This window comes from Citrobacter sp. Marseille-Q3906 (assembly GCF_916618775.1).
Classification (GTDB): Bacteria; Pseudomonadota; Gammaproteobacteria; order Enterobacterales; family Enterobacteriaceae; genus Citrobacter; species Citrobacter murliniae.
Map to the genome: position 1 here is coordinate 76893 of NZ_CAKAKA010000003.1, position 12051 is coordinate 88943.

The window sequence follows — 12051 nt, forward strand, 5'->3', positions numbered from 1 at the left end:
GTAAGGAGTAGCCGCCATCCGGCAATCAGGATAAACGCAATAAAATTGCCCCCAAAGCAATTCCCCCCGCGGCGATAAGACGTATTCCGGCGACTTTTTCCTTAAGCAGTAGCCAGGCAAGTAGGGCGCCAAACAGAATAGACGTTTCGCGCAGCGCGGCGACGACCGCCAGCGGGGCCTGCGTCATCGCCCACAGCGCCAGTCCGTAAGAGCCCATGGTGCCAATACCGCCCAGAATCCCTTTTTTCCACTGTTGTACCAGATAGCGCGATGCTTCCCGGCGTCGGGCAATCATCGCCCAGCTCAGCAGGCATGAGCCGTTCAGAAAGAACGTCCAAAGCGTATAGCCCAGCGCGGTATCTGATAATCTCACACCGGTGCCATCCACCAGTGTATATCCGGCAATAAAGCAGGCATTGATTAATGCCAGGATAATTCCACGCTGCGAACTGCTGCGACCGTTAAATGCCATCCCGAGGATTGCCAGACAGATCGTAGCAATACCTACCCACGCAAGCATCGACAGGCTATCGCCGAGAAACAGGACGCTAATGATAGCGACCAGCAGTGGGGCTGTGCCGCGCATTAAGGGATAGGTCTGGCTCATGTCCGAGACCTGATAAGTTTTAGCAACCAGTACGGTATACACCACCTGTAACGCGGTTGAGATCGCTAAATATGGCAGGCTGGCGACAGAGGGATGTGGTGCAAAAGGTAAACATACCAGCGCCATAACAGCCGCCGAGCCACTGACGCTGATGGCTGAGTAAAGTTTGTCGTTTCCTGCTTTTACAATGGCATTCCAGCTGGCATGAAGCAGTGCGGCAAACAGCAAAATGCAGAAAACAGAAAGGGTCATGGCGGTATTCTTCCCTGAGAATGTCATAAAAACGTAACATATTGGCGCGGTGCAAGCACCAGGGAGAAGTGAAAGAGGAGCGGTTTCCCGCTCCTCTTAGGTGCGACTTGAATCTGAATCACTTAATGTATTTCAGAACGGCATCAAGTAGTTGCAGTGCTGCAACAATGAGTTTGAGGATAAGAATAGCGATATCCACGAGGCTCATACGCTCTCCTTTTGGTACAAGGAGCACGGTGCTGGCGTACCTTGCCGCTGCCTGTTACCAGCACCTTTGTTGACATAACACAGTGTGCTCACACGGGGTTCAGGCGCTGACGGCACCACCCGTTTCAGCCAGGACTTTATTGCGCCGGTTTACGATGCGGCCCCCGCATAACACATTGCGTACAGTGACATTATAGATAAATACTGTATAAATTAACAGTATTATATGGACGTTCTGCCATCGTTAAGCCATACTCAAAAACATCAAAATTCGTGCCGAAATTGCGTGTTCTTCGCGGAACGCGTATACTTTTACCGTTGACATAACACAGTGTGCTTTGCGGCCACCAACCGCACAACGCTGAAAAAACCTCGCTCCGGCGGGGTTTTTTGTTTTTTGCGTCACATATAGTGAAGTGTGATCTTTGACGCATTTTTGTGCAGATGAAAAATTTTCCATTGTCACGCCGAAAAAGCTGTGTTTGTATGAATCCTGTTAACCAACAAACAGACAAGGTCCCTAATGAACCCTTCCATGCTGACTGCGACCCTACTAAAAACTGCGCCATCTCGCGCAGCGGTCGTCGTGCGTGTGGTGGTGGTCGTCGGCAATGCGCCGTAGGGTCCGGAACAACACACGATTCCAAAACCCCGCCGGCGCAAACCGGGCGGGGTTTTTCGTTTAAGAGACCTCCCCGGATACGCTAAGTAATTCGGGTTGCAGGAAGGCGGCAAGTGAGCGAATCTCCAGGAGCGTACATCGGTACGTGACTGAGGGGAACGCGAGCAGCCAACGCACCAGCAACTTGAAAAACGACGCGTAAAGTCGGCCCAGAATAAAAAGGACTGGAGCATGGCAAGTTCGGGCATAACATCCAAACGTACGCGTTTTACGGGCGCAGAATTTATCGTTCATTTTCTGGAGCGCCAGGGTATCAAGGTGGTCACCGGTATTCCTGGCGGTTCGATTCTCCCCGTCTACGACGCCTTAAGCCAAAGCACGCAAATCCGTCATATCCTGGCGCGCCACGAGCAGGGTGCGGGGTTTATCGCCCAGGGAATGGCGAGAACCGATGGTAAACCCGCTGTGTGTATGGCCTGTAGTGGGCCAGGCGCAACCAACCTGGTGACCGCTATTGCCGATGCGCGTCTGGATTCCATCCCGCTGGTGTGTATCACCGGGCAGGTTCCGGCCTCAATGATCGGTACCGACGCCTTTCAGGAAGTCGACACCTACGGTATCTCTATCCCCATCACTAAACACAACTATCTGGTCCGACATATCAATGAACTACCGCAGGTTATGAGCGATGCATTCCGCATTGCGCAGTCAGGACGACCGGGTCCGGTGTGGATAGACATTCCTAAGGACATACAAACAGCAACGATTGAGCTGGACGAGATGCCTGAACCGGCCGAAAAAATGTCCACGCCTACTTTTAACGCGGACAGCATCCGTGATGCCGCAGCAATGATTAATGCGGCGAAGCGGCCTGTGTTATACCTCGGGGGCGGCGTCATCAATGCGCCTGCGCGGGTGCGCGAGCTGGCAGAAAAAGCGACGTTGCCAACCACCATGACCTTAATGGCGCTCGGCATGCTGCCAAAAGCGCATCCGTTGTCGTTAGGTATGCTGGGGATGCACGGTGCGCGCAGTACCAACTTTATTCTGCAAGAAGCGGATTTGTTGATTGTTCTTGGTGCACGTTTTGATGACCGGGCGATTGGCAAAACCGAACAGTTCTGTCCGAATGCCAAAATTATTCATGTGGATATCGACCGTGCCGAATTGGGTAAAATTAAACAACCGCACGTGGCGATTCAGGCTGATGTCGATGAGGTGCTGGCGCAGCTGATCCCTCTGATTGAGGCGCAGCCGCGTGAAGAGTGGCATCAAATGGTGGCCGATTTACAGCGCGAATTCCCTTGCTCTATTCCGCAGGAAAGCGACCCACTCACCCATTACGGGCTGATTAACGCCGTTGCTGCCTGTGTGGACGACAGCGCGATCATCACCACCGATGTGGGTCAGCATCAGATGTGGGCGGCGCAGGCTTACCCACTGAATCGTCCGCGTCAGTGGCTGACATCCGGTGGCCTGGGGACTATGGGCTTTGGACTGCCAGCGGCAATTGGTGCTGCACTGGCGAATCCGGATAAAAAAGTGCTGTGTTTCTCTGGTGATGGCAGCCTGATGATGAATATTCAGGAAATGGCCACCGCCAGTGAAAATCAGCTGGATATTAAAATTATCCTGATGAACAACGAAGCGCTGGGGCTGGTGTATCAGCAACAAAGCCTGTTCTACAAACAGGGGGTTTTTGCCGCTACCTATCCTGGAATGATTAACTTTATGCAGATTGCCGCCGGTTTTGGTCTCGACACCTGCGATTTGAACAACGAAGCAGACCCACAGGCGGCGCTGCAGGAGATTATCAATTGTCCAGGACCTGCACTGATCCACGTGCGCATTGACGCCGAAGAGAAAGTGTACCCGATGGTGCCGCCGGGTGCGGCAAACACAGAAATGGTGGGGGAATAAGCCATGCAACAGCAGACTCATGACAACGTAATTCTGGAACTCACCGTACGTAACCACCCCGGCGTAATGACCCACGTTTGCGGCCTGTTCGCCCGTCGGGCATTTAACGTGGAAGGTATTCTCTGTCTACCGATTCAGGGCAGCGATCAGAGTCGTATCTGGCTATTGGTCAACGACGACCAGCGTCTGGAACAGATGATAAGCCAGATAGATAAGCTGGAAGATGTTGTGAAAGTTGCACGTAACCAGTCCGATCCCTCAATGTTTAATAAAATTACCGTCTTTTTTGAGTAGCTTAGTCGCCGTCTGAATCGGGGGTGATCACTTTGACGGAACCGTTCCGGCAGTGGGTGGCGTAATCTGCCGGTAACGGACGGTCGCTGATCAGCACATCAAAGGTGGAAAGCGGACCAATGCTGGCAGGTGCGACCTCATCAAAAAGGGCGTGACGGGTCAGCAAAATTTTACGGAGCCCGCGCTCCATTGCTTTGCGTTTGGTGGCGAGGTCGTCCGGGTTAAACCAACTGACGCCGAAGTGCTCGTGTACACCGCTGGCGGAGATAAAGACTTTTCGAGGATTCAGTGAGTCCAGCGGCGAAGGATTACTGGTGTCGTAGAAGGCGTCACTTTTCGCCCGATAGGTCCCCCCGCAGAGGATCGCTGTGGCATTAGGCTTTTCATTCAGCGCCACAAACACCCGGTGCGAGTAGCAAATCCCGGTAAAGGTTATATCGTCAGGGATCATGCTGACCACCAACGGCATTTCCACACCATTATCAAAAAAGACCAGATCGTTTTCACTCACCAGTCCTGCGGCCAGAATGGCAACCGGTAGATCGTCGCGATGATAAGGTTTTTGCGCGGGGAGCGGAGCGTTAACGATGGTGGCGGGTTTGTTCACCATCACAATATAGCCGCCGAGCAGCGTCAAGGGTAACGGTTCGTCATCCTGGCTGAGATCCCGGCGAATGGTCATCACGGAAACTTCCAGCATCCGCGCGGCGTCTTTCAGATGGATGCGGTCGGTCTTCTTCAACAGTTCCATCAGGCGTCGAATACGTTCTTTTTGCTTGGTTTCCATTCACCTTCTCCGCGATTCATATTGTGCATGTTCCGTTAGTAACATTTTTGTGTCGTAAGGAACATCACATTGCTGCATTACTATACGTCCGACGGGCGGGAATTAAAAGCGCGTTTATTCGCGTTTTTTTGATTATAAACAGTTTAATTTCAGTAGATTGTAATTGTTGTGAGAAGGGGGGGATTAATCAACTGCTAATCTCGTGTTTAATAAATAAACAGAAAAATGATCCTCCAATCGCGATCGTAATCACAAATGATACGAAAGTAACATGATAATGTTATTTTAATATCATTGTTGTGTGATTGTTTCTGAGAGGTAGTAAAATGGATATCGCTGTTATTGGCTCTAACATGGTGGATCTCATCACCTACACCAACCAGATGCCGAAAGAAGGGGAAACCCTGGAAGCACCGGCGTTTAAAATCGGCTGTGGTGGCAAAGGGGCGAATCAGGCCGTTGCGGCCGCGAAACTCAATTCTAAAGTGCTGATGCTGACGAAAGTCGGTGATGATATTTTTGCCGATAACACCATTCGTAACCTCGAATCCTGGGGTATTAACACCACCTATGTAGAAAAAGTTCCATGTACCAGCAGCGGCGTCGCACCGATCTTTGTGAATGCCAACTCAAGTAACAGCATTCTTATTATTAAAGGGGCGAACAAATTTCTCTCTCCGGAGGATATCGATCGTGCAGCGGAAGATTTAAAAAAATGCCAGCTTATTGTCCTGCAACTGGAAGTCCAACTGGAAACAGTTTATCACGCGATTGAATTTGGTAAAAAGCATGGCATTGAAGTGTTATTAAATCCCGCACCAGCATTACGTGAATTAGATATGTCCTACGCTTGTAAATGTGATTTCTTTGTGCCGAATGAAACCGAACTTGAAATATTAACGGGGATGCCGGTTGATACTTATGACCATATTCGCGCAGCTGCCCGTTCCCTGGTGGATAAAGGACTTAACAATATTATTGTGACAATGGGTGAAAAAGGCGCGCTATGGATGACGCGTGACCAGGAAGTACATGTCCCGGCGTTTCGCGTCAATGCCGTCGATACCAGCGGCGCAGGCGACGCCTTTATTGGTTGTTTTGCCCATTATTATGTCCAGAGTGGTGATGTCGAAGCCGCCATGAAGAAAGCCGCCCTTTTTGCTGCGTTTAGCGTCACCGGAAAAGGTACGCAATCTTCTTATCCGAGTATCGAACAATTTAATGAGTTTCTTACCCTAAACGAATAACACTCCTGCATTGTAAAAGGTAGCACTATGAACGATAAAAACATCATTCAGATGCCCGATGGGTATCTGAATAAGACCCCTCTGTTCCAGTTTATTTTGTTATCCTGTTTATTCCCGTTATGGGGATGCGCAGCCGCATTAAATGATATTCTGATTACGCAATTTAAAAGCGTATTTTCACTCAGTAACTTTGCCTCGGCATTAGTTCAGAGCGCCTTTTATGGCGGCTATTTTTTAATTGCGATTCCAGCGTCTCTGGTGATTAAAAAGACCAGCTATAAAGTGGCGATATTAATTGGCCTGACGCTGTACATTGTTGGCTGTACGCTCTTTTTCCCGGCATCGCACATGGCAACCTACACCATGTTCCTTGCGGCAATCTTCGCGATTGCGATCGGTTTGAGTTTCCTGGAAACCGCAGCGAATACCTACAGTTCGATGATTGGGCCAAAAGCCTATGCCACGTTGCGACTGAATATCAGCCAGACCTTTTACCCGATTGGTGCGGCATCCGGCATTTTGTTGGGTAAATACCTGGTCTTTTCCGAAGGCGATAGTCTGGAAAAACAGATGGCGGGGATGAATGCCGAGCAGATCCATAACTTCAAAGTGCTGATGCTGGAAAACACCCTTGAGCCGTATAAGTATATGATTATGGTTCTTGTGGTCGTGATGGTGCTGTTTCTACTTACCCGTTTCCCGACCTGCAAAGTGGCGCAAACCGCGAACCATAAACGCCCGTCGGCGATGGACACGCTGCGCTATCTGGCGAGCAATGCCCGCTTCCGGCGTGGCATTGTGGCGCAGTTCCTGTATGTGGGGATGCAGGTAGCCGTGTGGTCATTCACTATTCGTCTGGCGCTGGAGTTGGGCGATATCAACGAACGTGATGCCTCTAACTTTATGGTCTACAGTTTTGCCTGCTTCTTCATCGGCAAGTTTATCGCCAATATTCTGATGACCCGCTTTAACCCGGAAAAGGTGCTGATTCTTTACTCTATCATCGGCGCATTGTTCCTTGCCTATGTCTCCCTGGCACCGAGCTTTAGTGCCGTTTACGTTGCGGTGTTGGTGAGCGTGCTGTTTGGTCCCTGCTGGGCGACTATCTATGCCGGCACGCTGGATACCGTAGATAACGAACATACTGAAATGGCTGGCGCGGTGATTGTGATGGCCATTGTTGGCGCGGCCGTGATACCGGCGATTCAGGGCTATGTCGCGGATATGTTCCACTCGCTGCAACTCTCTTTCCTTGTCTCCATGCTGTGCTTTGTTTACGTGGGGATCTACTTCTGGCGCGAAAGCAAAGTGCGCAGTCTGGCTGAAGCAACTGCATCCTGAGGAGAACGATCATGACAACACGAATCACGCTGTGGCGGGAGCTCTTTAGCGAACATCCACGAACCCTAATGCAGAACAGCGATTTCACTGTCACCGCATTTCGCTATGCCAGCGGTGTGGAAGGGCTGAAGGTCCAGAACAGTCGTGGATACCTGGTTATTCTGCCCTGGATGGGGCAGATGATCTGGGATGCTCAGTTTGATGGTCACGATCTGACCATGCACAACATGTTCAGCCAGCCGAAACCTGCAACGGAAGTGGTCGCGACTTATGGCTGTTTTGCCTTCCATTCCGGGTTACTGGCGAATGGCTGTCCGTCACCAGAAGATGTTCACCCGTTGCACGGTGAAATGGCCTGTGCCGCGATGGACGAGGCCTGGCTGGAACTGGAAGGCGATAGCCTGCGTGTGACCGGACGCTGTGAGTATGTGATGGGATTCGGTCATCATTATCAGGCGCAGCCTGCGGTGGTGATGCGTAAAGCAAGTGCGCTTTTTGACATTCAGATGGCCGTCACTAACCTGGCATCTGTCGCGATGCCACTTCAGTATATGTGCCACATGAATTATGCGTACGTACCGGAGGCTACCTTTAGCCAGAATATCCCGGATGAAGCGCTGAAGTTGCGTGAATCTGTTCCGGCACATGTGAAACCCACCGAACAGTGGCTGGCGTTTAATCAACGGATCTTACAAGGTGAAGCGTCACTGACAACGCTCAATGAACCTGACTTTTACGATCCGGAAATCGTCTTCTTTGCTGACAAGCTGGACAGATACACGGATAAACCCGAATTCCGGATGATCGCCCCGGATGGCACCACGTTTGTTACCTGTTTTGCCAGTTCCGAACTCAACTACGTGACTCGCTGGATCCTTTATAACGGCGATCAGCAGGTGGCAGCATTCGCCCTGCCTGCGACTTGTCGGCCGGAAGGGTTCCTGGCTGCCAGGCGAAACGGTACTTTGCTTGAGGTACAACCGCAGCAAACCCGGTCATTTACGGTCACTACTGGTATCGTCTGAGCGCTCAAGGTTTGAATAGCAACGCGCTGGTACACAAAATTATTCAAGTTGCATCAAGGCGGTAAGACTGAGAATCCCCAGGCGCTTTCTTCAGTAAGCTCCTGGGGTGAAAAGACGCAGCTTGAAGGATGAAGTGTATATCGTTAAGGTAAGCGCGTTTTTTATACCCGCCAGGACAAAACCATGATCACCGTTGCCCTCATTGACGATCACCTTATCGTCCGCTCCGGCTTTGCTCAGTTGCTGGGGCTTGAACCCGATTTGCAGGTTGTTGCCGAATTTGGCTCCGGGCGAGAGGCGCTGGCAGGGTTGCCGGGACGCGGTGTGCAGGTGTGCATCTGTGATATCTCAATGCCGGATATTTCCGGGCTGGAGTTACTCGGTCAGTTGCCGAAAGGGATGGCGATCATCATGCTCTCCGTTCACGACAGTCCGGCGCTGGTGGAACAGGCGCTGAACGCTGGTGCGCGAGGTTTTCTCTCCAAACGCTGTAGTCCCGACGAGTTGATTGCAGCGGTACATACCGTCGCAACGGGCGGTTGTTATTTAACGCCGGATATTGCGGTTAAGCTGGCTGCCGGGCGTCAGGATCCACTGACCAAACGTGAACGACAGGTGGCGGAAAAACTGGCGCAGGGCATGGCGGTGAAAGAGATTGCCGCCGAACTGGGCCTGTCGCCAAAAACGGTACACGTACATCGCGCTAACCTGATGGAAAAGCTGGGCGTCAGTAACGATGTTGAACTGGCGAGACGGATGTTTGACGGCTGGCAATGAACACCTTTTTCTCCCGCTTAATCACTGTTGTCGCCTGTTTCTTTATCTTCTCCGCCGCATGGTTCTGTTTGTGGAGTGTCAGCCTGCATCTCGTAGAGCGTCCTGAGTTGGCGGTACTGTTATTTCCGTTCGGCTTGCGTCTGGGACTGATGCTGCAATGTCCGCGTGGCTACTGGCCTGTGTTGTTGGGGGCGGAATGGCTGCTCCTGTTCTGGCTGGCGCAGGAAGTTGCGCTGGCACATCTACCTCTTTTGATGATCGGTAGCCTGTTGACGCTGCTCCCTGTTGCACTGATCTCTCGCTATCGCCATCAGCGCGACTGGCGCACTCTGCTGTTACAGGGCGCGGCGCTGACCGCGGCGGCGCTGCTGCAGTCCGCTCCGTGGCTGGGGCAAGGTGGCGAGGCGTGGAACGCCCTGCTGCTGACGTTAACCGGTGGATTGACGCTGGCTCCTGTCTGCCTGGTGTTCTGGCACTATCTCACCAGTACCACCTGGCTGCCGCTTGGTCCGGCGGTGATTTCCCAGCCGGTGAACTGGCGCGGGCGGCACCTGGTGTGGTATCTGCTGCTGTTCAGCGTCAGCCTGTGGCTCCAGTTGGGGTTGCCGGATGAGTTGTCACGTTTTACGCCGTTCTGCCTGGCGCTGCCGATTATAGCGCTCGCCTGGCACTACGGCTGGCAGGGGGCGTTGATTGCGACGCTGATGAACGCTATCGCACTCATTGCCAGCCAGACCTGGCACGATCATCCGGTTGATTTGCTGCTCTCACTGTTGGCGCAAAGTCTGACCGGACTGCTGCTCGGTGCAGGCATTCAGCGTTTGCGCGAATTAAACCAGTCGTTGCAAAACGAACTGGCGCGTAATCATCGACTGGCAGAACGCCTGCTGGAAACCGAAGAGAGCGTGCGTCGCGACGTAGCGCGTGAGCTACACGATGACATCGGCCAGACTATTACCGCCATTCGCACTCAGGCGGGCATCGTACAGCGACTGGCCCCGGAAAATGCGGGCGTTAAGCAGAGCGGGGCGCATATCGAGCAGCTCTCTCTGGGTGTCTATGATTCGGTACGCCGCCTGCTTGGGCGCTTACGTCCACGTCAACTGGATGATTTGACGCTGGAGCAGGCTATCCGCTCCTTGATGCGAGAAATGGAACTGGAGAGTCGCGGTATCGTCAGTCATCTTGACTGGCGGATAGATGAAGCCGTGCTCAGCGAAAGTCAGCGGGTGACGCTGTTTCGCGTCTGTCAGGAAGGTCTGAATAACATAGTGAAGCACGCTAACGCCAGCGCGGTAACGCTGCAGGGGTGGCTTCAGGACGAGCGATTAATGCTGGTGATTGAGGACGATGGCAGCGGCTTGCCGGCGGGTGTGAATCAGCAGGGATTTGGCCTGACCGGGATGCGAGAGCGCATCACTGCCCTCGGAGGTTCGCTTGCTATTTCCTGTACGCACGGTACGCGAGTTAGCGTGTCTTTGCCTCAGCGTTATGCGTAAGGAGCGACAATGTTTCAGTTTTTAAAAGCCCCGGCGAACGCGCCGCGCCTTACCGATAAACACGAGATCGATGCCCGTTACCGCTACTGGCGGCGGCATATTCTGCTGACCATCTGGTTTGGTTATGCGCTGTTCTATTTCACCCGCAAAAGCTTCAACGCCGCCGTGCCGGAAATCCTTGCCAGCGGTGTGCTGACCCGCAGCGATATTGGCCTGCTGGCGACGCTGTTTTATATCACCTACGGGTTGTCAAAGTTTGTCTCCGGTGTCGTCAGCGACCGCTCTAATGCCCGTTATTTTATGGGCATCGGGCTGATTGCCACCGGAGTAGTGAACATTCTGTTTGGTTTTTCTACTTCGCTATGGGCGTTTGCCGTGCTGTGGGCGCTGAACGCCTTCTTTCAGGGATGGGGTTCGCCCGTATGCGCCCGATTACTGACCGCATGGTATTCGCGTACCGAGCGCGGCGGCTGGTGGGCGCTGTGGAATACCGCACATAACGTCGGCGGGGCGCTGATCCCAATCGTTATGGCTGCTACCGCGTTGCACTATGGTTGGCGTGCGGGAATGATGATTGCCGGGCTGATGGCGATTGTCGTAGGCGTGATCCTCTGCTGGCGACTGCGTGACAGGCCACAGGCGATTGGTCTGCCGCCGATTGGTGACTGGCGGCACGATGAGCTGGAAATAGACCAACAGCAGGAAGGTGCGGGGCTTAGCCGAAAAGAGATCATCACCAAATATGTGCTGCTGAATCCGTATATCTGGCTGCTGTCGTTGTGTTATGTGCTGGTGTACGTGGTGCGTGCTGCGATTAATGACTGGGGCAATCTGTATATGTCCGAGACGCTGGGTGTTGACCTGGTCACCGCTAATACCGCAGTGACCATGTTCGAGCTGGGCGGGTTTATCGGTGCACTGGTTGCGGGGTGGGGCTCGGACAAACTGTTTAACGGGAACCGTGGCCCGATGAACCTGATTTTTGCCGCCGGAATATTACTCTCTGTGGGTTCATTGTGGCTGATGCCGTTTGCCAGTTACGTGATGCAGGCGGCGTGCTTCTTCACTACCGGATTCTTTGTCTTCGGCCCGCAGATGTTGATCGGTATGGCGGCGGCGGAGTGTTCGCATAAAGATGCTGCGGGCGCGGCAACCGGGTTTGTTGGGCTGTTCGCTTATCTGGGCGCGTCGCTTTCCGGCTGGCCGTTGGCGAAGGTGATGGAGGTCTGGCACTGGACCGGTTTTTTCGTGGTGATCGCCATTGCCGCAGGGATTTCTGCTCTGCTGTTGCTGCCGTTTTTGAATGCTCAGGCTCCGCGCGAAGTTAGTGAAGCGTGATGCACCTCACTTTTTTGCCCCGAGTGGGGCAAAACTAAGAAATTTTCCCGGTTTCACCTGGACGCTGTCTCAGGCGTGCCTCCCGGCTGATTTTTACAATGCCTGCCATTCGCAGGTATAAAAATTAGCTCGGGA

12 protein-coding genes are annotated in these 12051 nt (G+C 52.8%); 9 read left to right on the plus strand and 3 right to left on the minus strand.

All coding sequences use genetic code 11. The features are described from left to right. Window positions 1-25: 25 nt before the first annotated feature. Window positions 26-859 carry a DMT family transporter gene (locus tag LG384_RS17740; RefSeq protein WP_048223184.1) on the minus strand — a complete coding sequence of 278 codons (834 nt, stop codon included), beginning with the start codon at window positions 857-859 and terminating at the stop codon, window positions 26-28. Between the two features lie 118 nt (window positions 860-977). Beyond that, complete coding sequence (gene tisB, locus LG384_RS17745; RefSeq protein WP_003840643.1) at window positions 978-1067, minus strand: type I toxin-antitoxin system toxin TisB; 90 nt, start codon at window positions 1065-1067, stop codon at window positions 978-980. Between the two features lie 522 nt (window positions 1068-1589). Here tisB and ivbL point away from each other — a divergent pair. The 3 genes from ivbL to ilvN all read left to right on the plus strand — a co-directional run bounded on the left by ivbL (window position 1590) and on the right by ilvN (window position 3902). Next, window positions 1590-1688: an ilvB operon leader peptide IvbL gene (gene ivbL / locus LG384_RS17750; RefSeq protein WP_003827118.1), complete on the plus strand. Its 99-nt coding sequence runs from the start codon at window positions 1590-1592 to the stop codon at window positions 1686-1688. A 231-nt stretch (window positions 1689-1919) separates the two neighbouring features. Beyond that, window positions 1920-3608 (plus strand): acetolactate synthase large subunit, encoded by a 1689-nt coding sequence (gene ilvB, locus LG384_RS17755; RefSeq protein WP_225761329.1) that lies wholly within the window; start codon window positions 1920-1922, stop codon window positions 3606-3608. 3 nt (window positions 3609-3611) lie between these two features. Further along, window positions 3612-3902: an acetolactate synthase small subunit gene (gene ilvN, locus LG384_RS17760; protein ID WP_045448917.1), complete on the plus strand. Its 291-nt coding sequence runs from the start codon at window positions 3612-3614 to the stop codon at window positions 3900-3902. Between the two features lies 1 nt (window position 3903). Here the strand turns inward: ilvN and LG384_RS17765 are convergent, their stop codons facing one another. After that, window positions 3904-4689: a DeoR family transcriptional regulator gene (locus LG384_RS17765; protein WP_200042392.1), complete on the minus strand. Its 786-nt coding sequence runs from the start codon at window positions 4687-4689 to the stop codon at window positions 3904-3906. A gap of 326 nt (window positions 4690-5015) precedes the next feature. Here LG384_RS17765 and rbsK point away from each other — a divergent pair, with 326 nt between their 5' ends. The 6 genes from rbsK to LG384_RS17795 all read left to right on the plus strand — a co-directional run bounded on the left by rbsK (window position 5016) and on the right by LG384_RS17795 (window position 11916). Further along, window positions 5016-5936 carry a ribokinase gene (gene rbsK / locus LG384_RS17770; RefSeq protein ID WP_045448909.1) on the plus strand — a complete coding sequence of 307 codons (921 nt, stop codon included), beginning with the start codon at window positions 5016-5018 and terminating at the stop codon, window positions 5934-5936. A gap of 27 nt (window positions 5937-5963) precedes the next feature. Beyond that, window positions 5964-7277 carry an L-fucose:H+ symporter permease gene (gene fucP / locus LG384_RS17775; RefSeq protein ID WP_045448907.1) on the plus strand — a complete coding sequence of 438 codons (1314 nt, stop codon included), beginning with the start codon at window positions 5964-5966 and terminating at the stop codon, window positions 7275-7277. An 11-nt stretch (window positions 7278-7288) separates the two neighbouring features. Then, window positions 7289-8302, plus strand: a complete 1014-nt coding sequence (locus tag LG384_RS17780; RefSeq protein WP_045448905.1) for an aldose 1-epimerase family protein — start codon at window positions 7289-7291, stop codon at window positions 8300-8302. Between the two features lie 183 nt (window positions 8303-8485). Beyond that, entirely contained in the window at window positions 8486-9079 is a 594-nt protein-coding gene (uhpA, locus tag LG384_RS17785; RefSeq protein ID WP_200011144.1) for a transcriptional regulator UhpA, read from the plus strand. Continuing rightward, entirely contained in the window at window positions 9076-10578 is a 1503-nt protein-coding gene (uhpB, locus tag LG384_RS17790) for a signal transduction histidine-protein kinase/phosphatase UhpB (protein ID WP_225761330.1), read from the plus strand. Before uhpA ends, uhpB begins: the two co-directional genes overlap by 4 nt. Window positions 10579-10587: 9 nt before the next feature. Further along, window positions 10588-11916, plus strand: coding sequence for an MFS transporter (locus tag LG384_RS17795; RefSeq protein WP_225761331.1), 1329 nt, complete (start codon window positions 10588-10590; stop codon window positions 11914-11916). Window positions 11917-12051: the final 135 nt, after the last annotated feature.

What these genes read in the sequence shown, in the direction of transcription:
- uhpA (WP_200011144.1), top strand. Translation starts at nt 8,486, where the DNA reads ATGATCACCGTTGCCCTCATTGACGATCACCTTATCGTCCGCTCCGGC.
- rbsK (WP_045448909.1), top strand. Translation starts at nt 5,016, where the DNA reads ATGGATATCGCTGTTATTGGCTCTAACATGGTGGATCTCATCACCTAC.
- ivbL (WP_003827118.1), top strand. Translation starts at nt 1,590, where the DNA reads ATGAACCCTTCCATGCTGACTGCGACCCTACTAAAAACTGCGCCATCT.
- fucP (WP_045448907.1), top strand. Translation starts at nt 5,964, where the DNA reads ATGAACGATAAAAACATCATTCAGATGCCCGATGGGTATCTGAATAAG.
- tisB (WP_003840643.1), bottom strand. Translation starts at nt 1,067, where the DNA reads ATGAGCCTCGTGGATATCGCTATTCTTATCCTCAAACTCATTGTTGCA.
- ilvB (WP_225761329.1), top strand. Translation starts at nt 1,920, where the DNA reads ATGGCAAGTTCGGGCATAACATCCAAACGTACGCGTTTTACGGGCGCA.
- LG384_RS17740 (WP_048223184.1), bottom strand. Translation starts at nt 859, where the DNA reads ATGACCCTTTCTGTTTTCTGCATTTTGCTGTTTGCCGCACTGCTTCAT.
- LG384_RS17765 (WP_200042392.1), bottom strand. Translation starts at nt 4,689, where the DNA reads ATGGAAACCAAGCAAAAAGAACGTATTCGACGCCTGATGGAACTGTTG.
- LG384_RS17795 (WP_225761331.1), top strand. Translation starts at nt 10,588, where the DNA reads ATGTTTCAGTTTTTAAAAGCCCCGGCGAACGCGCCGCGCCTTACCGAT.
- LG384_RS17780 (WP_045448905.1), top strand. Translation starts at nt 7,289, where the DNA reads ATGACAACACGAATCACGCTGTGGCGGGAGCTCTTTAGCGAACATCCA.
- uhpB (WP_225761330.1), top strand. Translation starts at nt 9,076, where the DNA reads ATGAACACCTTTTTCTCCCGCTTAATCACTGTTGTCGCCTGTTTCTTT.
- ilvN (WP_045448917.1), top strand. Translation starts at nt 3,612, where the DNA reads ATGCAACAGCAGACTCATGACAACGTAATTCTGGAACTCACCGTACGT.